At 59.8% G+C, this 19,907-nt stretch carries 21 protein-coding genes; 5 read left to right on the top strand and 16 right to left on the bottom strand.

Annotated elements, in window-relative coordinates:
- Nucleotides 1-45 precede the first annotated feature (45 nt).
- Genes traG through traC form a run of 3 tightly spaced genes read right to left on the bottom strand, consistent with a single transcriptional unit; the run spans nucleotide 46 to nucleotide 2,531 of the window.
- A complete protein-coding gene (traG, locus tag GGI60_RS28930; RefSeq protein WP_183934974.1) occupies nucleotides 46-2,022 on the bottom strand; it encodes a Ti-type conjugative transfer system protein TraG in 1,977 nt (658 codons plus the stop codon).
- The gene (traD, locus tag GGI60_RS28925) at nucleotides 2,015-2,230 is read right to left on the bottom strand and encodes a type IV conjugative transfer system coupling protein TraD (protein ID WP_088678674.1); all 216 of its coding nucleotides are present in this window, start codon (nucleotides 2,228-2,230) and stop codon (nucleotides 2,015-2,017) included. Before traD ends, traG begins: the two co-directional genes overlap by 8 nt.
- A 4-nt stretch (nucleotides 2,231-2,234) precedes the next feature.
- Complete coding sequence (gene traC, locus GGI60_RS28920; RefSeq protein WP_183934973.1) at nucleotides 2,235-2,531, bottom strand: conjugal transfer protein TraC; 297 nt, start codon at nucleotides 2,529-2,531, stop codon at nucleotides 2,235-2,237.
- A gap of 256 nt (nucleotides 2,532-2,787) precedes the next feature.
- On the opposite strand from traC, the gene traA reads away from it, so the two are divergent.
- Genes traA through GGI60_RS28900 form a run of 4 tightly spaced genes read left to right on the top strand, consistent with a single transcriptional unit; the run spans nucleotide 2,788 to nucleotide 8,446 of the window.
- Nucleotides 2,788-6,099 (top strand): Ti-type conjugative transfer relaxase TraA, encoded by a 3,312-nt coding sequence (gene traA, locus GGI60_RS28915; RefSeq protein ID WP_183934972.1) that lies wholly within the window; start codon nucleotides 2,788-2,790, stop codon nucleotides 6,097-6,099.
- Nucleotides 6,096-6,662: a conjugative transfer signal peptidase TraF gene (gene traF / locus GGI60_RS28910; RefSeq protein WP_051649906.1), complete on the top strand. Its 567-nt coding sequence runs from the start codon at nucleotides 6,096-6,098 to the stop codon at nucleotides 6,660-6,662. Before traA ends, traF begins: the two co-directional genes overlap by 4 nt.
- Nucleotides 6,652-7,815 (top strand): conjugal transfer protein TraB, encoded by a 1,164-nt coding sequence (locus GGI60_RS28905; protein WP_183934971.1) that lies wholly within the window; start codon nucleotides 6,652-6,654, stop codon nucleotides 7,813-7,815. Before traF ends, GGI60_RS28905 begins: the two co-directional genes overlap by 11 nt.
- Before the next feature lie 16 nt (nucleotides 7,816-7,831).
- Complete coding sequence (locus GGI60_RS28900) at nucleotides 7,832-8,446, top strand: TraH family protein (protein ID WP_183934970.1); 615 nt, start codon at nucleotides 7,832-7,834, stop codon at nucleotides 8,444-8,446.
- Between the two features lie 17 nt (nucleotides 8,447-8,463).
- Here GGI60_RS28900 and GGI60_RS28895 read toward each other — a convergent pair whose 3' ends face one another.
- The 3 genes from GGI60_RS28895 to GGI60_RS28885 form a co-directional block, all read right to left on the bottom strand.
- Entirely contained in the window at nucleotides 8,464-8,841 is a 378-nt protein-coding gene (locus GGI60_RS28895) for a DUF5615 family PIN-like protein (RefSeq protein ID WP_088678680.1), read from the bottom strand.
- Entirely contained in the window at nucleotides 8,838-9,470 is a 633-nt protein-coding gene (locus GGI60_RS28890; RefSeq protein ID WP_183934969.1) for a DUF433 domain-containing protein, read from the bottom strand. The genes GGI60_RS28895 and GGI60_RS28890 overlap by 4 nt, the downstream gene beginning before the upstream one ends.
- A 101-nt stretch (nucleotides 9,471-9,571) precedes the next feature.
- Nucleotides 9,572-9,793 (bottom strand): helix-turn-helix domain-containing protein, encoded by a 222-nt coding sequence (locus GGI60_RS28885; RefSeq protein WP_040140166.1) that lies wholly within the window; start codon nucleotides 9,791-9,793, stop codon nucleotides 9,572-9,574.
- A 226-nt stretch (nucleotides 9,794-10,019) separates the two neighbouring features.
- Between GGI60_RS28885 and GGI60_RS28880 the strand changes: the two genes are divergently transcribed.
- Complete coding sequence (locus GGI60_RS28880) at nucleotides 10,020-10,340, top strand: transcriptional repressor TraM (RefSeq protein WP_088678682.1); 321 nt, start codon at nucleotides 10,020-10,022, stop codon at nucleotides 10,338-10,340.
- Nucleotides 10,341-10,343: 3 nt separating this feature from the next.
- On the opposite strand, the gene GGI60_RS28875 is transcribed toward GGI60_RS28880, so the two are convergent.
- The 10 genes from GGI60_RS28875 to GGI60_RS28830 form a co-directional block, all read right to left on the bottom strand.
- Nucleotides 10,344-11,048 (bottom strand): autoinducer binding domain-containing protein, encoded by a 705-nt coding sequence (locus tag GGI60_RS28875; RefSeq protein ID WP_040140168.1) that lies wholly within the window; start codon nucleotides 11,046-11,048, stop codon nucleotides 10,344-10,346.
- Nucleotides 11,049-11,126: 78 nt separating this feature from the next.
- Nucleotides 11,127-11,867 (bottom strand): LuxR family transcriptional regulator, encoded by a 741-nt coding sequence (locus tag GGI60_RS28870; RefSeq protein WP_183934968.1) that lies wholly within the window; start codon nucleotides 11,865-11,867, stop codon nucleotides 11,127-11,129.
- Nucleotides 11,868-12,030: 163 nt separating this feature from the next.
- Nucleotides 12,031-13,338 (bottom strand): IncP-type conjugal transfer protein TrbI, encoded by a 1,308-nt coding sequence (trbI, locus tag GGI60_RS28865; RefSeq protein ID WP_183934967.1) that lies wholly within the window; start codon nucleotides 13,336-13,338, stop codon nucleotides 12,031-12,033.
- Between the two features lie 11 nt (nucleotides 13,339-13,349).
- Nucleotides 13,350-13,787, bottom strand: coding sequence for a conjugal transfer protein TrbH (trbH, locus tag GGI60_RS28860; RefSeq protein ID WP_183934966.1), 438 nt, complete (start codon nucleotides 13,785-13,787; stop codon nucleotides 13,350-13,352).
- Nucleotides 13,788-13,790: 3 nt separating this feature from the next.
- The gene (gene trbG / locus GGI60_RS28855) at nucleotides 13,791-14,603 is read right to left on the bottom strand and encodes a P-type conjugative transfer protein TrbG (protein WP_183934965.1); all 813 of its coding nucleotides are present in this window, start codon (nucleotides 14,601-14,603) and stop codon (nucleotides 13,791-13,793) included.
- Between the two features lie 16 nt (nucleotides 14,604-14,619).
- Complete coding sequence (locus GGI60_RS28850; protein WP_183934964.1) at nucleotides 14,620-15,282, bottom strand: conjugal transfer protein TrbF; 663 nt, start codon at nucleotides 15,280-15,282, stop codon at nucleotides 14,620-14,622.
- A gap of 24 nt (nucleotides 15,283-15,306) precedes the next feature.
- Nucleotides 15,307-16,482, bottom strand: a complete 1,176-nt coding sequence (gene trbL, locus GGI60_RS28845) for a P-type conjugative transfer protein TrbL (RefSeq protein ID WP_183934963.1) — start codon at nucleotides 16,480-16,482, stop codon at nucleotides 15,307-15,309.
- A complete protein-coding gene (trbK, locus tag GGI60_RS28840) occupies nucleotides 16,476-16,673 on the bottom strand; it encodes an entry exclusion protein TrbK (RefSeq protein WP_183934962.1) in 198 nt (65 codons plus the stop codon). Before trbK ends, trbL begins: the two co-directional genes overlap by 7 nt.
- Complete coding sequence (gene trbJ, locus GGI60_RS28835; RefSeq protein ID WP_183934961.1) at nucleotides 16,670-17,473, bottom strand: P-type conjugative transfer protein TrbJ; 804 nt, start codon at nucleotides 17,471-17,473, stop codon at nucleotides 16,670-16,672. Before trbJ ends, trbK begins: the two co-directional genes overlap by 4 nt.
- Nucleotides 17,445-19,901: a conjugal transfer protein TrbE gene (locus GGI60_RS28830; protein WP_183934960.1), complete on the bottom strand. Its 2,457-nt coding sequence runs from the start codon at nucleotides 19,899-19,901 to the stop codon at nucleotides 17,445-17,447. The genes trbJ and GGI60_RS28830 overlap by 29 nt, the downstream gene beginning before the upstream one ends.
- Nucleotides 19,902-19,907 lie beyond the last annotated feature (6 nt).

Here is a 19,907-nt window from a genome sequence, read left to right as displayed (position 1 = left end):
AATCCCGCCCCTTGGGCGTCGCTATGCTGATTTCTCTGATACTCTTCATTGTCCTCGATCGGCCTTGCTCGTTGCACTGCGCGCCGGCTCGATCGGTTGGGTTTCAGCCGTGTCGTCGAGCCTGTGAAACTTGTTCGTTCCGACGCACGCTTTCATATCGTCGCGCCGGAACCAGATCGCGCGACCGCATCGAAGGGGCGCGTTGCCAGCGGTGAAGACGATCTGCTCGTCGGCACGCATGCGAAGAACTTCATGGGGCTGGATCAACGGTCGCGCCGCCAGCTGTTTCGATCGCGTCCGCGAGGATCCCTTCGCCTGGAAACTGCGGCTGACCTGGTCGATTTCGACCGTCGTCATACCGCAGCGGCGCGAGATGTAGTCGGCTGTTTCCGGATCGTTGATCGCCGCGAAACTGATCCAGCTCGCGCTCTCGAACCATTTGCTGGCGGCGTCCCGGCCGCCGTAGGTTTCACGCATCTGGCCGATCGATTGGTAAATCATGGTGAGCGTGATGCCATACTTGCGGCCGGCATCGCGCGCGGTCTGAAGGATCCGCATGTAGCCGAGCCGCGCCACCTCATCGAGGAGGAAGAGCGCCCGGCTCTTCATCGAGCCATCACGATTGTAAATGCCGTTGAGAAACGAGCCGATGATGACGCGTGCGAGGCCGGCATGCGTCTCCAGCGTCTTGAGATCGATGTTGATGAACACGTCCGTGTTGCCATCGGCCAGATGGCTCGTCGAGAATGTCTTTCCGGAAACCAGCGCGGCATAGTTCGGGTATGACAGCCAATGGGTTTCTTTGATCGCATTGGCATAGACGCCGGAGAAGGTTTCGGGCGTCATGTTCACGAAGGCCGCGACATTCTCCTTCACGAAACTCGAGTCCGAATTGTCGTAGATCTCCTGCAGGCGCTGGCGCAGTTTCGGCTCGGGCTCAGAGAGATTGGCGCGAACCCGGCGAAGCGTCTGACTTTCCTTCTCCGTATGGCCGGACAGGCAAACGTCGGCGATCATCGCCGTCAACAATTGCAATGCCGAAGCCCGGAAGAAATCATCGCGCACACCGCGCGTGCCGCCGCTATCGCTCATGATCCATGAGGCGACGGAGGCGATATCCTCCTCCTTCGTTCCGCCGAACTGCCCGATCCAGTCGAGCGCATTGAAGCCGGTCTCCGGGTTTTTGGGGTCGAGGACGAACAGGTCACGGTTCGCGCTCGTCCGATGGGCCGAGACCATCGGCGCCACTTCGTTCGACGGATCGAGAACGATCAGGGAGCCGCCCCATTTCAAGGCGGTCGGGATCGTCACCGACGTCGTCTTGAAACCGCCGGAACCGGCGAACACAATGCCGTGCGAAGAGCCGAAGGAGCCGTCGAAGCAGAGCAGCGGTGATTTGCCACCGGCGCCCCATGTTTCCTGCTCGTCGGCACGAAACGCGCGCGCCGCGGTGCTGTCTTTGTCGACGCGATATCGCTCGCCGATGACAATGCCGCCGGTATCCGAAAACAGGTTTGCCGCTTCCGGCAGCTTCATCCACTCGGACTCGCCATGCAGCGCCCGCTTGCCGCGGATGCGCCTGGGCTCGGCACTGGCGAATGCCGCATTGCCGGCCAACGCGACGCGCAGAGCAAAGCAAGACGCCATCGCCGCCGCCCCAGCTCCGATCAGTGTCGCCGGGTCGACATAGGAGAGAATGGACTTACCCGGCGAAACCTTGTCGGCGAGTGCAGACAACCTCATCGTTTCGCGAATTGCGGCGATCAGGATCGTCGCCACCCCGCCGGTGACCACGCCCCAACCCGCTGTCTTGATCCGGATCGCGCCGGCGCTCGCAAACAGGAAGACGATGCCGACGAGCCCTGCACTGACATACGGCAGCGCGATCCCGGCTCGAGTGAGCGTTTGCCGTGCAGCTTCCGTCTTTCCGAAACCGGACAGCCGGTGCTCCATCCCGGTCAACCCAATGGCGACCACAATCATCAGTGCTGCGGGCACGATGAAGAGCATGATCCTATTCATCGGCTTTCCCGAAGGCCTCCGCGCCGATCGCCATCAGCCGCGCTCGTTCCATCTCGTCGACTTTGAGGCGCTGGCGCAAATCGATCAGCGCCCCTAGCAGAAGCGCGCGCTTCTCGTAGCGAAGACCGGCTTTGACGATCAGGCCGCCAAGCTCGATCTTTTCCCGCGTGTCCTTCTTGCGGGCATCGGACGTGGTGGTGCGCGCCATCCGCTCAAGCCTCAGCAGTCCCGCCCGCAGCCGCGCCAGCCGCGTCCTGCGTGGACGATGCGCTGCTTTCGCCAGCGCTGCCTCCCCTTTTCCCTCCGGTCGTAGCGACCTTTCCTCCGCGAAACCGTTTCGCCAGATCCTCGAGGGCGCCCTGCAGCTCCGCCTCGTCGATCTCGATGTCGCCAAGTCCAGCCTTGAGGGCGATCCGGCCGATGCGCTCTGCCTCACGGGTCTCGGCGGCCTTGAGCTGCTCCTGGAGCTTGGCGATTTCGTCGCGGATTTTCGAGGATGGCTTCTTCATTCCGTCTAACTCCCTTGGGTGAGAAAGCTTGTCTTTCCTACCCAATGTCCCGGAGGTGAGTGCGGAACGCACTACTGTGAATCCTACAATCGCCAAGGGCGATGCTTTCGTGAATGATCCCGGCCGTTCCGAAGGAGCGGATCCGAAGGGCGCAATTATACGTCGCTGGCGCGACGCCCTTGCTTGAGGCCCCTTGCGGGCCTGCTGCTCCCGACGAACCCGTTGATTTCGTTCGCAACCGGGAAAGAGTTCCGCCGTGGCCGTCCCCCATTTCTCCGTCAGCGTCGTCGCCCGCGGCTCAGGCCGCAGCGCCGTCCTGTCGGCGGCCTACCGGCACTGCGCCAAGATGGACTACGACCGCGAAGCCCGAACCATCGACTACACCCGAAAGCAGGGACTGCTCCACGAAGAGTTCGTCATCCCCACCGACGCGCCGGAGTGGCTGCGTTCGATGATCACAGATCGTTCGGTTGCCGGCGTTTCCGAGGCATTCTGGAACAGGGTTGAAGATTACGAGAAGCGCTCCGACGCGCAGCTCGCCAAGGATGTGACGATCGCCTTGCCGGTCGAGCTGACCGCCGAGCAAAACATCGCGCTGGTGCAGGATTTCGTCGAGCAGCACATCACGGCGAAGGGCATGGTGGCCGACTGGGTCTACCATGATGCGCCCGGCAATCCGCATGTTCATCTCATGACGACCTTGCGGCCGCTGACCGCGGACGGTTTTGGCGCCAAGAAGATCGCAGTAACAGGACCCGACGGTAATCCGATCCGGAACGACGCCGGCAAGATCGTCTATGAACTCTGGGCCGGCAGCATCGACGATTTCAATGCGTTTCGCGACGGCTGGTTTGCCTGCCAGAACCGGCACCTGGCTCTCGCCGGGCACGACATCCGCGTCGATGGCCGCTCCTTCGAGAAGCAAGGGATCGAACTCGAGCCGACCATCCATCTCGGCGTCGGCACGAAGGCGATCGAACGAAAATCCGATGGTGCATCCGAGCCGGTCGAGCTCGAACGCCTCGATCTGCAGGAGGCGAGGCGGAGCGAAAACGTCAGGCGGATCGACAGGAATCCCGAGCTCGTGCTTGCGCTGATCATGCGCGAGAAGAGCGTCTTTGACGAACGGGACGTCGCAAAGATCCTGCACCGTTACGTCGACGACGCGGCGCTGTTTCAAAGCCTCATGGCGCGGATCTTGCTCTGCCCCGAAACCTTCCGCATCGAGCGCGAGCGGATCGACCTTGCCAGCGGTATCCGAGTGCCGGCGAAGTACACGACCCGCGAGATGATCCGGCTCGAAGCCGAGATGGCCAATCGCGCGGTCTGGCTGTCCCGGCGGTCGTCGCACGGTGTTCGCGATGCGGTGCTGGCCGCGACATTTGCGCGTCATGAACGTCTATCTGACGAGCAGAGAACCGCGATCGAGCATGTGGCGGGACCTGAGCGGATCGCTGCCGTGATCGGCCGCGCCGGCGCCGGCAAGACGACGATGATGAAGGCGGCGCGCGAGGCCTGGGAAGCGGCCGGCTACCGGGTCGTCGGCGCAGCACTTGCCGGCAAGGCGGCCGAGGGCCTGGAGAAGGAAGCGGGCATCATCTCGCGCACACTTGCGTCGTGGGAGCTCCGCTGGAACCAAGGCCGTGATCAGCTCGATAGCAAGACGGTGTTCGTTCTCGACGAGGCCGGCATGGTGTCATCTAGGCAGATGGCGCTGTTCGTCGAAGCGGTGACGAAAGCCGGCGCCAAATTCGTCCTCGTCGGCGATCCCGAACAGCTTCAACCGATCGAGGCAGGTGCCGCCTTCCGCGCCATTGCCGATCGGATCGGCTATGCCGAACTCGAAACCATCTATCGCCAGCGCCAGCAATGGATGCGTGACGCCTCGCTCGATCTCGCGCGCGGCAAGGTCGGTAGCGCGCTCGATGCCTACCGCGCCAACGGCAAGATAATAGGATCGGATCTGAAAGCCGACGCGGTCGACAACCTCATCACCGCCTGGGACCGCGATTACGATCCGGTAAAGACGTCGCTGATCCTCGCTCATCTGCGCCGCGACGTGCGCATGCTCAACCAGATGGCGCGCATCAAGCTTATCGAACGCGGTGTTCTCGACCAGGGAACCATGTTCAAGACCGCCGATGGCGAACGCAACTTTGCCGTCGGCGACCAGATCGTTTTCCTGAAGAACGAGGGATCGCTCGGCGTCAAGAACGGTATGCTGGCGAAGGTCGTGGAAGTGGGACCGGGACGCATCACCGCGCGGATCGGCGATGGGGAGAATTCCCGCCAGGTTGTGGTCGAACAGCGTTTCTACGACAACCTCGACCACGGCTATGCCACGACCATCCACAAGAGCCAGGGGGCGACGGTCGACCAGGTCAAGGTGCTCGCCTCCCTTTCGCTCGACCGCCATCTCACCTATGTCGCCATGACCCGTCATCGTGAGGACCTGGCCGTCTACTACGGTCGTAGATCCTTCGCCAAGAACGGTGGGTTGATCCCGATTCTGTCGCGAAGGAACGCGAAGGAAACGACTCTCGATTACGAGAAAAGTGACTTCTACCGCCAGGCGCTCCGTTTTGCCGAAGCCCGTGGTCTGCATCTCGTCAACGTCGCCCTGACCCTGGTTCGCGACCGGCTGGAATGGGTCGTCAGTCAGAAGCAAAAACTTGCCAATCTCGGTGCCCGCCTTGCTGCGGTTGCCGGCAAGCTCGGGCTCGTTCGTGGCGCCGCGCAGTCCCCAAGTCAAAACAACATCAAGGAGGCAAAGCCGATGGTCTCGGGCATCACAACCTTCGCCAAATCCGTCGACCAGGCGATCGAGGACAAGGTCGCCGCCGATCCAGGATTGAAGAAGCAATGGGAGGAGGTCTCGACCCGCTTCCACCTCGTCTACGCCCAGCCGGAAAGCGCGTTTAAGGCAGTCAATGTCGACGTGTTGCTGAAGGATGAGACCGTTGCGAAGTCAACGATAGCCAAGATCGGATCGGAGCCCGAACACTTCGGCGCGCTGAAGGGCAAGACCGGGATACTCTCCAGCCGCGCCGACAAGCAGGAGCGAGAAAAGGCACAAACGAACGCGCCGGCGTTGGCCCGCAATCTTGAGCGCTATCTGCGCCAGCGGGCGGAGGCGGAACGCAAGTTCGAGGTCGAAGAACGTGCCGTCCGCCTGAAGGTCTCGATCGATATTCCCGCACTGTCGCCAAACGCAAAACAAACATTGGAACGCGTTCGCGACGCGATCGACCGGAACGATCTGCCCACCGGTCTCGGATATGCGCTCGCCGACAAAATGGTGAAGGCGGAACTGGAGGGTTTCGCCAAGGCGGTATCGGAGCGGTTCGGCGAGCGGACCTTCCTGTCGCTTGCTGCAAAGGACCCCAACGGGCAGACCTTCAACACCGTCACTTCGGGAATGACAGCCGGACAGAAAGCTGAGGTGCAAGCGGCGTGGAATTCGATGCGGACGGTGCAGCAGCTCGCCGCGCATGAGCGCACAACCGAGGCGCTGAAACAGGCGGAGACCCTGCGTCAGGCGAAGAGCCAGGGGCTCTCGCTCAAATGAAGACATCCGTGTTTGCGTTTGGGACGCGACGCGCTCAAAGGGCGCACGCAGTCGTGCTTTTGGCCCTGGCGGCATCCATCGTTGGCGGTGGTGTTGCTGCCGCAATCGTCGGCGGTTTCCGCATCAACCTAACACCGAGCGAACCCCTCGGTCTCTGGCGTATCGTGACGCTCGATCGCCCGGCTGCTGCCGGGGACCTTGTCTTCATTTGCCCCCCGCAAACGACAGAAATGCGGGAGGCGAGAGAGCGTGGTTATCTCCGCGCCGGCACCTGCCCGGGCGGCGTCGCGCCGCTCATCAAGACCGTCATCGGAGTCGCCGGGCAGCGTGTCGAAATCGGCGCCGGCGTGACGATCGATGGGCGTGCGATCGCGTCTTCCGATTTAGCAGATCGGGACGGCAACGGCCGGCCGATGACACCATTTGCCGGCGGAGTCGTGCCTGACGAAAGCGTCTATCTCCATTCAGGGTTCAGGGGCTCCTATGACTCCCGCTATTTCGGGCCCCTGCCCGCCTCTGGAATCCTTGGCCTGGCGCAACCGGTGCTCATCTATGCGCCGTGAGCAGCTCCAGCCCACCGCTTTGATTGCCGTTTCGATCGTCGCCGGAACGGTGGGATGGAGTGGCTATGTACTGCTACTCCCGGTCGCGTTCGCGTTTCCGTTTCTCTGGGCGCTTGCGCGAACGAGGCGGACGGCCGCGGTTGTCTCGGCCGGCTATTTCCTGGCCGCATCCCGGGGATTGCCGCAGGGCGTAGCGACCTTCTATTCCTCGGACCTCTTGCCCGGATTATTGCTTTGGCTCTGTGCGTGCGCCGGCTTCGTCATCGTGCATACCGTCCTCTGGACAAAGAAGACGGGTGCTCGTCCGCGTCGCTATCTCCTGGCAGCGGTTCTGATGGCCATTCCGCCATTCGGCATCACCGGCTGGGCTCATCCGATCGCCGCTGCAGGCGTACTGTTTCCAGGATGGGGATGGTGGGGACTGGCTGCCGCTACAGCCGGCCTCATGGGCCTCGTAACCCGCATGTGGCCAGCTGTCGCGATTCTCCTGGCAGGCTTTTGGATCTGGTCCGCCGCAACCTGGGACGAACCGAAACTACCGGAAGGTTGGCAGGGGGTCGACCTCGAAATGGGTGCATCGCTGGGGCGCGACACCAGCATTGAGCGTCACCGTGATCTGATTGCCACGGTGACGGATCGGGCATCCGGTGGCGCCCGGTCCATTGTTCTTCCCGAAAGCGCTCTTGGCTTCTGGACGCCGACCGTCGAGCGGCTATGGGTGCGAGCTTTGCAGGCAACTGACGCCACCGTTATCGCCGGCGCGGAAGTTATCGATGCGGGCGGATACGACAATGTTCTGATCGCCATCTCTGGCGACGCCGCTCGGCTCCTTTATCGCGAACGTATGCCGGTGCCAGGCTCGATGTGGCAACCTTGGCGTCCCTTGCTTGGGGCAAGTGGCGGCGCGCGGGCGCACTTCTTTTCGAACCCCGTCGTGACCGTTGCCGGCGGACGCATCGCACCGCTGATCTGTTACGAGCAGCTGATCGTCTGGCCCGTCCTGCAGTCGATGCTGCAGGAGCCGGACGTCATCATCGCCGTCGGCAACGGTTGGTGGACCAAAGGGACGTCTATCGTCGCCATCCAGCGCGCCAGCACGCAAGCCTGGGCGCGCCTGTTCGACAAACCCGTCGTTTTTTCCTTCAACACCTGAGTGCCAAGGAGCCCTCATGCTCGATGCTGCCTTGATTCAACAATGCGCCGACCCCTCGCTGAAGCCCGCGATCGTCGAGCAGTTCGTGTCCGCCGCTGGCGCGAACGATCCCCTTGCCGTCACTGTCAAATCTGGTGGCCGGTTGATCCTCGTTCCGAAGGCGGCGTTGCCGGACGAAGCGATGGCGATCGTCCGGCAGTATGTTGGCCAGGCTGTCGTTCGCGTCGGCCTGACGCAGTTTCCGGCGGGCGTTGGCGTGAAGGACGCCGCCGATCTGAAGTCCGATCTCGTCGATCCTTGCGAAAACCTCCGCAAGGGAACGGCGATGTTCGCCAAGGTCTTGCGGATCGTTGCCAAGTGGTACGGCAATCCGAAGAGCGACGACGTCTTCCCCCAGATCTTCGACGATGCCGTCTATGCCTGGAAGAGTGGAGAGTTCGAGGGCGTGAGTGTCTTCCAGGCGGACAATCCCGAAAAAGGCGTCACGATCGACAACATGTTGCCGGCAGACCAGGGCAAGGCCAGCGTGGACATACCGCCTGCGGCTGCAAACACTGAAAGCGTCGAGAAAGGCGAAAGCGTTGGATCGGCAGAAATGCGGATCGACCTATCAAGGATTGGAGGACAATGATCTCCTTGGGAAGGCCGCTATGCCTCCGGAAGCGAATAGCGCGTGAGAACAGCGTCCTCGCCATCGAGGATCACTTCGATGACTTCGTTGACCATAGCCTGCTCTCCCGCCAAATCCTGCAGTATGAGGGCAAACAATTCTCGTTGCTGCGCGGGAAGCACCTGCGGGACAATGATCACCAGGCCCGCATGCAATTCCTCTTTCGCGTACAGCTTCCGGAAGTCGCGAGCATTGTTCGTTACGAAGGTAAAATCCTCCTCGATGATCCGAGGCATCAGATCCCAGTCTGCTTCGCCGCTCAGTCCCAGCCAGTTCACATGGAAGCCATCGTGGCCGTGCGCTTGAGCCACGGCCACGAGAGACGTGTGAAGGCATTCATCGATAAGAAATTTCAAGAGGTCGAGCCAGACGGTTTGAAGACGTTTTCGTTCCGAAGGCTCAGGCGCTTCACGGATTTCACCTTCAGGCCCTGCTCCGAAAGCTTCCGCGGACGTCCTCTGGCAGGATGGGCCGCAGCCCAGATCTCGGCAAGTTCCACCATGCGCTCGGTGAGCGAAGGATAGCCCTCGACGATTTCCGCTGTACTTGCGCCTTGGGTCTTAATCGCGGCAATCGTTCGCACGGGAACACGGGTTTTCTTGAATACCGGCTCACCGCCCACGACCCCTTTCACGCTTTCAATCAGTCGTTCGGCTTCTCGAAGCGCCTCGGCCCGCGCGGCCAGTTGTTCTCGTGCCCGCGCAACGTCGATAATGAGATAGTCGTCTGCCCTAACAGTTTCGGCATTCGGGTTCTGGTCGATCGTATCGAATAAGCGCTTGCGGCGCTCGGCAGACAAGATCGATCCGACGCCGTACCAGAGCTTCAACCGAAGCAAATCCTCATCGGTGAGTGCTCGACCCCTGCTACCAACGAGATGAGTCTCGATGATACGCTTGTCGATCGCATTGTGCACCGATTTCACAGCGATCTCGCTGACAGCCGCCGCCTCGGCGGGCGTGTAGGCGTGTGATGTGCTGCTCATAATTATTCTCCTTGTGGAGAATATATAATGCAGGTGACGTCCCCCGTAAAGATCGACCGATCTTTTCGATCTTACGAGCTCGTCAGGCCGGCAAGGAAGGTTCACTTCTTGTCCGGCGATCGTTTCAGCAAATCAGACGCTTCTACTTCCAGAATCGCTGCTAAGCGATCCACCACATCAATGCTCGCATTGTATATGCTGCGCTCCAGGGAACTGATGTAGGTACGATCGATCTCTGCTCGAAAAGCAAGCTCTTCTTGCGACAGTCCCTTGGCGAGCCGCGCGGCTTTCAGATTTCGTGCGAATACCTCTCGAATCTCCATGATCGAGAGAGCATCGGCTTGTAGAGTATTTCACCACGGAGTATTTCTACAAAGACATTCCGTTGACGAATCAAGCTGATGCAGCAGCAGCAGAAAGTTCCTTTCGTGCGCGTGCTGAGGCGCTCAAAATATGAACTCCCTCCCATCCTGTGACGAGCTGGTATTTAATCGCGAGCGTATGCAGCTCGGGTCTTGATGTCACAGTATGCAATTTGAGGAGACGGGGATGAAGGACGCCAGCTCATCCGGCGCAGACGACAAAAATGGAAGACAACTTCGTTACAGTTCAGCGCGAAAATCGGACTTGAAGGCGCTAGCTATTTCGGCAATCCGCGAACACCGTCGGCTCCTCGCAGCCGACCAAGCCGTATATGACGAGTGGGCGCACGCAAGCGACGATCCGTCGATTCCCGGTTCGGTGCTTCAAGCTCTTCAAAACGAATACATCGCGCGTCAGAAGAAGTCTGAAATCCAGCATGAGGAGCTCTCGGAGATCCTGGACGCGCTCGGCTACGTTCCGGACGTGCCATTTGAGAGTGACGAATAAACGTCAGACCAAGCCGCGATCCTTGGCAATGGCGACGAGCTGCGGCACGGACTGGGCGTCAAACTTTTCACGCGCCTTGTCGAGATAGTGTTGCACGGTTCTAGCATTGATTCCGGTAAGCATCGCCGTTTCGGGTGCAGTTTTTCCCTTCGTCGCCCAAAGCAAGCACGTCATTTCGCGCGGTGATAGCGTTCGCTTCGGCGCCAGCTGTGTCCTCGCGGCTATGAACCGCAGCCGGTAGTGAACGACTAGCAACGCTTGCAAGGCTTGGAATGTCTGCTGCATTTCAACCAAGTCGGTTCTTGCTTCGGAAGTCGCAAACGTCAACATCAGGTGCGAGCCGAAGCTGCCGTCGGTCCCGATCGTGACGCCGCTCCTCAGCCCATGATCCACGGCTTGTTCTCGGAACTTTCGAAGGTCAGACATCCCGCGCGCCGGCCAATTATCTGCAGTCCACCCAAATGCCTCACGTCGGCGCTTCGCCTCAGTGACAACGGGGTCTATACGTGAGTAGTGACCCGATAAATATGTTTCCTGCCACTCTTTAGGATAGTTGTTGAATGTACGAACTTCCGCGCCTGACGCTTCGAGGTAAGCGTATCTCTCGAGCCCGAATGCGGCTCCAAAGTTACGCAACGCCATTTTGATCGATACCTCGTCTTGCGACGCCTCAACGGTATCGATCAAATTCCTCAACGCGTCATTCAATCTCACTCTCCCATGTTCGTGCCGTCGTTCGACCATGCGATGGGAATGCGAGGAGATAAATCCCCCGAACCGATACCCCTAACTTGGGGTACCAACGTGAGGCGTGATGAGGTTTAGGTGTACTGCATGAGCTATTGCGGCCGACAGCGTGGGGCAGCCCAGCTTGTAGCGTGCAGCTTTTAGGTAGCCGCGCGTCGTATGCTCGGATAGTCCCAGAATCTTGCCAATGTCCTTGCTATCTTTGCCGCGCGAGGCCCAATGAAGGCACTCGATTTCCCGTGATCCGAGCGCAGGTACGGGATCGTTCTCACCGTGGAGTTCGAACACTGCTTTGCGATGCAGAAGAAATCCAAGCTCAAGCCACTCTGGCAAAAATTGGCGCTCGATCAACGTCCATTCTTCATCACTCTTCTGGGAGTTGATCGAGAGGAGCGAACGCCTCGATTTGTCAACAATCGGGACAGAGACTCCGTTGGTGCCGATCCCATGCAGCTCGGCATCGACCATGAACTCTTGCGCAGTCTCGGAAATATCAATCTCGCGCCAATCGAAAGGCAACTGTCGAGAAAAGCCCTCTCGAATGATTGGATCGACGTTTATGTAGTCGTTGAGCAGATAGCGTGAAACCCAGCTATCGGGATAGGTGGTTCGCACGAACGGAGCGTCAACGCTGTCGACGATTGTTCTCGCAAGATGAAACGTGACGAAATCAATGGGATAGTGCGATTGGAATTCATCCAAAGCGGCCGCCACTGTCGCCGCATTTTTCATCGCGCCGAAAGCGTCGGGATAGGTGGTCGAATGCTCGTTTTCCTGCATGCTTCTTTCCGTAACAGTGATTATCGTTTTCGGGTTAGCGACCATAGAATCGCTGAGCTAGTCGCTAAATGCAACCCCTGAGAGCGGTAAAAGCCGACATGCTGCGGCATTCGCTATCGCCGCGAGTATTTTTTGGAGCAATTTGCAATGATAAGAGAACTCATTACAGTTGCGACTGTCGATAAGCTTGCGGAAAAATGATGTCCTGATCGACGAGCACGTTGAATTTGTAGCCAGGGCGAATTTGAATTGTCGGCTGTACATTCAGATTCTTCGAGATCGTCTGCTCGGCGACGCGACCGAAGCTTTCCGCAAAATTCCGCCTGGCCGCATCGGAGGCCGTCTCCTGCGTCGCAAGCGTCGAACTCTCCGGCATCGACATGTCGATCCCGGTTCCGATCAACGCGACGAGGGCTGCCGAACTCCAGGTGCGCCAGAGATGGCGATCGACCTTGTCCTTGAAGCCTCCATATCCCTCGGCATCCGTGCCGGCCATGCCGCCGATCTGCAGGGTGGATCCATTCGGAAAGATGAGGTCAGTCCAGACCACGAGGACGCGCTCCTGGCCGAACGAGACTTTGGAATCGTAGCGGCCAAAGAGCTTGGCCCCCTGCGGGATGAGAAGCCGGTAACCGGTGGCGCTGTCATAGACGTTCTGACTGACCTGCGCGCTGATGCGTCCCGGCAGGTCGGAGTTGAGGCCGGTGATCAACGTGGCGGGAATGACGGAGCCGCGCTTTAGCTCGTAGGGCGACATCTGCGGCACGACCTGGTTCGGCAGATAGCCGAGATCCTTGATGTCCTGATTGAAGAAGTCCTCCTTCGAACCTTGGGCATTTTGGTCAACGGTCTCGCCCATGAGACCAGATTTCATGGCGGCGGCATAGAGGTCCGATGCATTATTGGCTGTCGCAGTCGTCGTCTGCCGGCCCGTGTCTGTGGAGTTGTTGGCGGTTTTCTCGACATCGGAAATGTCCACCTTCAACGGGGAGTCCAGCGCGGTTGCCCGCGCCTGCAGGCGGGCCATCCTTTGACGCTGAGCTTCGCGAATATATTGCTCATCCTGCTCTCGCTTCAGGCGGGCCCTCCATTCCTCCTCCGATTCGAGTCTCGGACGCCGCTCTTCCCGCACTGCGGGCCGAGGATCGACAACCGGTGTTTCCATCTCGATCTTCTGCTCGACGGCGGGGGTTGGCTGGAAGGACTCACGCTCAACCGGCTCGCCAATGATGCCGTCGGTGATGCCGCGCTTGAGCTGATCGCCGAAGTTCGTTGCCGGCGTATTCGAGGCGCTGTCGATATCATCGCCGCGGTTGAACGGGAGGCCGCGCCACGACAGGCCGATCACAACGACCCCGACAAACAGCGCGATGATCACAATGGCGATGATGATCGGCAGGCGGTTGAGGCGGCGCATACCCTTTTGATCGTCGGCCTGATTAGGCGCACCAAGCTGGAGGGACTGAACCATGCTTGCCTCCCTCAATTGCGCTGCATGATTGACAGCGGGCTCGCCGGCGTGGCGCCACTTGGCGTTGCGGTATATGCCCGGCCAAGGGCGATTGAAGGCGTTGAGAGCCTCGCAAGCACCTGCCCGTCAGCGCCATCAATCGAGTACGCGAGTTCGACCGGTTTCACGTCCTTTCCGAGCTTTCCGTCGGTGATGACCGTGTAACCCCATCCTTTCAGTGCGGCCTCGAGTGCCGTCGCAAAATCCGATGTGTCCTTTTCCATCTTGATTGTCGTCGAGCTCGCGGGGCCGATCTGCTCGGCAAGCCGGCTTGCCATGTCGCCGGCGATGGCACTTGCGGCGGGCCCGGACACCGGCGCGGCGTCTGAGTTAGGGTCCAATCCATCCTCAGCCGTTTGGCATCCGGTGAGAAAGCTGGCGATGATGAAGACAACGAGATGCTTGCGCATGGCTCAGCCTCCCCGCCGAATGGTGATCTTCTGCTTGCGCCAGCCCACGCCGGAGACGAGGATCGCCTTGTCGACGGCATAGTCGACGATCATCATGTCGTTCTTCATCCGGTAGTTCACGATGCGGTTCTGACCGCCGCTGACGACGAAGAATACCGGTGCATCCTGACCTGAGATCGACTTCGAAAACTGGATGTAAGTTTTCGTGCCGTCGGAATAGACCCGCTTCGGCTTCCAGGGCGCGCTCCCGCTCACTGAGTAAGAGAAGTTCAGCTTGTCTGGTGCCGTGCCGGGGATGCCGCCGGTCTCGAGCCGTGAATTGATATCGGCAAGCTTCGTCGAGACATCCTCGGGATATGCGAAGCCGATGCGGGCCATGTACTGGCTAGGATGTGACTTGAGCTGGATGTGATAGGTGCGCCGCGACGTTGTGACCACCATAGAGGTGACGAGACCTGCTTCCGACGGCTTGACGATCAGGTGGATCGCCTGGCCTCCGGTGGCGCCGGAGGTAGCGGGTTCCACCTTCCATCGCACAGTGTCCCCAACAAGAACATCGCGGACGATTTCACCGCCCTGGAGTTCGATATCGCAGACCTGCAGGGGCGAGCAGACGACAGAGGGCTGCGTTTCGCCGAAGAGAAAAATGACCTTGCCATCGGGCCCGGTTGTCACCAGTCCGGGCGTGCCACGCCACTTCCTGGAAATATTGGTGCCCTTCACCTCATTGTTTGTCATGCTCTGCGCATCGGCGCCGCTCGCAAAAACGAGTGCGGCTAGGCAGCCGACGGCCGCGATCAATCCTATTCTGTCCATGTGAATTCCCCTGCCCTTAAAGCTGTGCCGTCCAGTCGAAATCCCGGACGTAGAGGCCGATCGGATTGAGGCGGATGGTCGCCTCGTCCTGCGGCGCGGTGAGCGTCACAGTCGCGATCCCGCGAAACCGGCGCGTGCCGGTTTCCTTGCCCTTCCGGTCCCGCTCGTATTCGGTCCAGTCGATCTGATAGGTCTGGTTCGAGAGCGCCACGATGTTGTTGACCTCGATGGCGATCGTCGACGACTTCGCCTTTTCGAACGGCGAATTGCTCCGGAACCAATCATTGATCTTCTGCGTCGATGGATCGGAAGTCCGAAGCAGCGCATAGGTCCGGTCGATATACTGTTTTTGCACCACTGCATCCGGCGTGATGCTGCGGAAGCTGGTCACGAAATTGCCAAGCGTGGCGCGCACCACCCGCACATCCGCATATTCGATCTGCTCGGGAAACCCTGATGTGACCGACGTGCCGAGTTTGTCGACCTGGACGATATAGGGCACCAGTTTCACCTGAGTGCTGAGATACATGGCGTAGCCGAAGCCGATCACGGCCATGGTCAAACTGAGAACGCCGACAATGCGCCACGCGGCGGCCGCCTGCACATAGGAACCGTATCGCTCGTTCCATTCCTGGCGCGCGGCAAAATAGGGGTTTTCGGGGGCGCGGTTCGCTGCCATCGATCGATCACTTTCTGATTGCTGTTAGTCTTTGCGTTCGGGGGCTGGTTTTAGTCCGCTGAACCCACTGCGGGCCTCGTCCAGCTTCGCGTTCGCAAGCCCGAGGATCGAACCAGCGTATGCTCCTGGCGAACCGATCGCCTTTTCCTTAGCCGCAGCGCCTGTGGCCATCCCGGCAGACCCGATCCCTGCACCGAAACCTCGAAGAGCCGCACCAGCGACCGATGAACCTGCAGCGCGGGCAGCCTGACCCGCCGCAAAACCTGCCCCTACCGCACCCGTTGCAAGGAACCCGGCGCCGGTGGCGAAGGAGGCTGCCTGCCCACCATGTCGGATCGCTTCCATCCCTCCGGAAACAGAGGCACCCTGAACGACACCTTGAATGATGTTCGGCACATACATGGCGATAATGAAGACCACCACCGAGATCCCGGCGATGGCGAGCGTCGTGACGAACTGGTCTGAGGAGGCCGTTGACGCATTTGCCAAGCCCATCAGGACCTCGGATCCGATCTTTGCGATCATCACCAACGCCATGAGCTTCATTCCGACGCCGAAGGCGTAAACGAGATAACGGATAGCGAAGTCTTTAGTGAAGGAGGATCCTCCGAGCCCGAGCATGATCATGCCGGCGAGCAGACCAACATACATCTCCACCATGACCGACACGAAAATCGCAGCGACCAGCGAGAAGCAGATGACAACCACGCCCATCGCCAACACAGCCGCGATCGCCAGCGCATTGTCCTCGAATACGCCGAATTGAGCCTGCTGCGACATTTGTGATGCCACCCGAATTCCAGCATCGAAGACTTCCGCTGGCGAAGCGGAACCACCCCCGGCGCCAATCTGGAAGAGGCTGTCGACCACCGCACGAGCGAAGGTCGGTCCCTGGGTCAAGACGAACGCAAAAAAGCCGATGAACATGATGCGACGGACAAGTTCGGCAAACCAGCTGTCCAGGGAAGCCGCCTGGAGCGCGAGCCAGACGGCTGCGATCCCAATCTCTATTGTGGCGAGGATCCAGAACAGGGATTTCGCCGCGTCCATGATGGTGGTCTCCCATCCTTTTGCGGCAGTCGAGACCTGATTTTCAAGTTCCGTCAGGACCTGCCCCTCTTGTGCTAAAGCGGGTGCCGCGAGGATGAAGCAAAGTAGGCCAGCGATCAGGATCGAACGTTCAAGAGGAGGCATTACCATCTTGGGCCCATCTCCTGACCGTCCTTGATTGGTGGCAGTTCCTTATTCGAGCCAAAGAATTTCTCCCTGACAGCGCGCTGCTCCTCGGTGAGGGCAGCCTTGGATTCTTTGGAATTAACGATCAGCACAGTCGCCGCCGACGAAACAGCTGCAACAAGCGCGAGCACGGCAATGACGACGACGCGGCTCACCAGCGGGGCTCCATCTTCTGCCCTTCCGGAATGCTCTTGATCTCGGCGTTGAAGAACTTTTCCCGACGGGCCTGTGCAAGGTCCTTGTCGGTTTGCTCGGACTGAAGCCACGTTCCCATCATGGTCATTTGCTGGGAGACCAGACCTCGAAGCTTCTGTATCTGCGCCACCTGCTGCGTAGCGATCTGATGGCCCACCTGCAGAGCCTTCATCTGCCCGTCGGCGGTCTCGGACATCGACCGCAGCGAGGACATCGTGCCCTCCTCGCTGTCGAACTGGTCAGCTGTCAGGCTAGCCGCCTTCAGCGTGCTGGCAATCGTATCCCTGTTCGTATCGGACCACGTTTGGTAGCTCGACGAAAAACTTGTCGCGTCCGGCAAGTTGGTCCTGAGGCTTGAGTAGCTCTGGAAGCGCTGCTGCAGCACGTCGTCGGCATTACCCATCGAAAACGAAATGCTCTGCCCCTGCTCGACGATGCTGCGCAGCTGATTGAGATCGCTTTCGACCTGCCCCCACATCTGGGACGGGAGAGTGGCCGTGTTCTGTAGGAGATTCCGATAGATATTGAGCTGCGTCTCGATCTGTTGCGCGAGCTGGCTGATCTGGGTGAGCTGATTCTGGATCTGCTCGCCGGACTTACCGACCAAAGCGACCAACTCGCCATTATTGAGGACTTGAGTCCACTCGGTCGCGGCGCCAGTGGCGGTTCCTGCATCTGCGGGCACGATAGCGCCGATTGTCAATGCGACCGCCGCCAAACCCGCGAGCGATCTATTCGAAGTTGAGCAGCGATGCGGCATCGTGAACTCCTCTCGTTTGAAGCCAGTGGATCGGCCAGTCGCGGCCGTGTTCGGAACTGAGCGCGCGGATTCGCTTCAGGTCTTCCTTGCCGGATGCGCCGACAAAGCTGAGCGCCACGGAGCCAAGCGCCATATCGAACAGCCGTCGGCCCTCCGGGGTGACGACGTAGTAGTCTCGTTTGGGGATTGCGTTCGAGACGATCTCGATCTGTCGCTCGTTGAACCCGATCCGCTCGTAGAACTCACGGGTTCCAGGCTCCCGGGCGGCGCCATTCGGAAGGCAGATCTTGGTGGGGCAGGATTCCTTCAGCACATCGATGATCCCGGACCGTTCGGCGTCCGAAATAGATTGCGTGGCGAGTACGACGGCGCAGTTCGCTTTGCGCAGCACTTTCAGCCATTCCCGAATCTTGCTGCGAAACACCGGATGGCCCAGCATCAACCAGGCCTCATCCAGCACGATCAGGCTTGGGGAGCCGTCGAGACGCTTCTCGATCCGCCTGAACAGATAGGTCAGCACGGGCACAAGATTGCGCTCGCCCATGTTCATCAGGTGCTCTATCTCGAAAGTCTGAAAGGCGCCGAGCGAGAGGCCGTCCTGTTCCGCATCGAGAAGCTGTCCCATCGGACCGTCAACCGTATAGTGATGGAGCGCGTCCTTTATCTCGCGCATTTGCACGCCGCTTACAAAGTCCGATAGCGAACGGCCCGGGGCGCTTGCCATCAATCCAATCTGGCGAGAGATCGCGTTGCGATGATCCGGGGTGATGGTGACGCCTTGAAGGGCAACGAGCATTTCGATCCATTCCGCGGCCCATGCGCGATCAGCGTCGCCGGAGAGGTCTGACAGTGGGCAGAAGGCCAGTGCCTTCCCGTCCTCCCGCGCATCGCCGCCAATCTCATAGTGATCGCCGCCGGTGGCGAGCGTCAGGGGTAGGAGCGAGCTACCCTTGTCAAAGGCAAAGATCTGGGCCTGGTCATATCGGCGGAACTGCGCCGCGATCAGCGCGAGGAGCGTCGACTTCCCCGAGCCGGTTGGTCCGAAAATCAGCGTGTGACCGACGTCATCGACATGGAGGTTGAGCCGGAACGGCGTCGACCCGCTCGCCACCTGCATGAGCGGCGGCGAATTCGGCGGATAAAACGGGCACGGCGCCACCGGATTGCCCGACCATACGGAATTGAGAGGGATCAAGTCCGCAAGATTGCTGGTATTGATCAGCGGTTCCCGAATATTGCAGTACCAGTTGCCCGGCAGGCTGCCGAGATAGGCGTCGGTGGCGTTGAGGGTTTCGATCCGAGCTCCGAACCCTTCCGCCTGGATCAGCCGGCGGATCGCTTCTGCCTTTTCCTGCAATGCCTCTCGATCGTGATCAAACAGAATGATAACGGGGGTGTAATAGCCGTAGGCGACCAACTGCGAGGAGGCTTGCGCGATGGCATCTTCGGTTTCAGCCACCATGGTTATGGCGTCCTGATCAACTGAACGGCTCTGCGTCTGGAACAATTGATCGAAGAACGGCCGCACCTTTTGCTGCCACTTCTTGCGGGTGCGCTCCAGTTTCTGCCGGGCCTCTTCCGCATCGAGGAAGATGAAGCGCGATGACCAACGATAGGTGAGCGGCATCAAATCGAGGCTATTCAGGATCCCCGGCCAGCTCTCCGCCGGCAGCCCATCGATTGCTACGACGCCGAGGAAGCGGCTCTCAACTTTAGGCGTCAGCCCATGCTCAAGCTCGGCCGTGGCGATCCAGTCAAGATACATCGGAGCGTCCGGCAGCCGGATCGGGTGGTTCTCGCCGGTGATGCAAAAGCGGACGAATTGCAGCAACTCGTCATAGCGGGCGACACGCTCCCCTCCTCTCTCGATGACCTCGCGGGTTTCCATGCGGCGGATCGAAAGAGTGTTCGCGAAATACTGCTCGGTCTCGCGGACAGCGTTCTTAAAGATAAAGAGCACGGTGTCGGCATAGGTTTTCTTCCGGCTCTCCTCGTCCGAGTAAATGTATTTGCTGAGCGCCGTCTTTTTGGATTCGAGCGGCCGATAGGTGAGGACGAGCGCGTGCTTACTCTCGAAATGCCCTTGCTCGCGCGCGAAATGCGCACGCCGCTCTGCATCGATCGCGCGCGTGACCGGATCGGGAAAGTGGCAGCGATCATCCGAGGGATAGTCGAATGTGGGAATTCGCACGGCCTCGACCTGGATCATCCAACCGGATCCAAGCCGCGACAGGATCGTATTGATCTGTCGCGACAGTTCGTTGCGCTCCAAGTCGGTGGCGCTTTCGGAGTCGGGCCCGGCAAAATACCAGCCGGCCATCAGGCTTCCGTCTTTCAGAAGAAGGACGCCATTGTCGACTAGGCCGGCATAGGGGACGAGATCCGCAAAGGACGGGCCGGTGGCCCGGAAACGTTTGAGAGCGACCATGCGTGC

Origin of the sequence: Rhizobium lentis, from assembly GCF_014200175.1 — a bacterium.
GTDB lineage: Bacteria > Pseudomonadota > Alphaproteobacteria > Rhizobiales > Rhizobiaceae > Rhizobium > Rhizobium mulingense.
Note: the sequence above shows the minus strand (reverse complement) of the source record. Positions and strands in the feature narration are given on the sequence as shown.

Bases quoted from the DNA above. Each gene is read 5' to 3' on its own strand.
- trbH (WP_183934966.1), bottom strand. From the start codon at position 13,787: ATGCGCAAGCATCTCGTTGTCTTCATCATCGCCAGCTTTCTCACCGGA.
- GGI60_RS28880 (WP_088678682.1), top strand. From the start codon at position 10,020: ATGAAGGACGCCAGCTCATCCGGCGCAGACGACAAAAATGGAAGACAA.
- trbJ (WP_183934961.1), bottom strand. From the start codon at position 17,473: ATGCCGCATCGCTGCTCAACTTCGAATAGATCGCTCGCGGGTTTGGCG.
- trbG (WP_183934965.1), bottom strand. From the start codon at position 14,603: ATGGACAGAATAGGATTGATCGCGGCCGTCGGCTGCCTAGCCGCACTC.
- GGI60_RS28830 (WP_183934960.1), bottom strand. From the start codon at position 19,901: ATGGTCGCTCTCAAACGTTTCCGGGCCACCGGCCCGTCCTTTGCGGAT.
- GGI60_RS28900 (WP_183934970.1), top strand. From the start codon at position 7,832: ATGCTCGATGCTGCCTTGATTCAACAATGCGCCGACCCCTCGCTGAAG.
- traD (WP_088678674.1), bottom strand. From the start codon at position 2,230: ATGGCGCGCACCACCACGTCCGATGCCCGCAAGAAGGACACGCGGGAA.
- GGI60_RS28870 (WP_183934968.1), bottom strand. From the start codon at position 11,867: ATGCAGGAAAACGAGCATTCGACCACCTATCCCGACGCTTTCGGCGCG.
- GGI60_RS28905 (WP_183934971.1), top strand. From the start codon at position 6,652: ATGCGCCGTGAGCAGCTCCAGCCCACCGCTTTGATTGCCGTTTCGATC.
- traF (WP_051649906.1), top strand. From the start codon at position 6,096: ATGAAGACATCCGTGTTTGCGTTTGGGACGCGACGCGCTCAAAGGGCG.
- GGI60_RS28850 (WP_183934964.1), bottom strand. From the start codon at position 15,282: ATGGCAGCGAACCGCGCCCCCGAAAACCCCTATTTTGCCGCGCGCCAG.
- GGI60_RS28890 (WP_183934969.1), bottom strand. From the start codon at position 9,470: ATGAGCAGCACATCACACGCCTACACGCCCGCCGAGGCGGCGGCTGTC.
- GGI60_RS28885 (WP_040140166.1), bottom strand. From the start codon at position 9,793: ATGGAGATTCGAGAGGTATTCGCACGAAATCTGAAAGCCGCGCGGCTC.
- trbL (WP_183934963.1), bottom strand. From the start codon at position 16,482: ATGGTAATGCCTCCTCTTGAACGTTCGATCCTGATCGCTGGCCTACTT.
- traC (WP_183934973.1), bottom strand. From the start codon at position 2,531: ATGAAGAAGCCATCCTCGAAAATCCGCGACGAAATCGCCAAGCTCCAG.
- traG (WP_183934974.1), bottom strand. From the start codon at position 2,022: ATGAATAGGATCATGCTCTTCATCGTGCCCGCAGCACTGATGATTGTG.
- trbI (WP_183934967.1), bottom strand. From the start codon at position 13,338: ATGGTTCAGTCCCTCCAGCTTGGTGCGCCTAATCAGGCCGACGATCAA.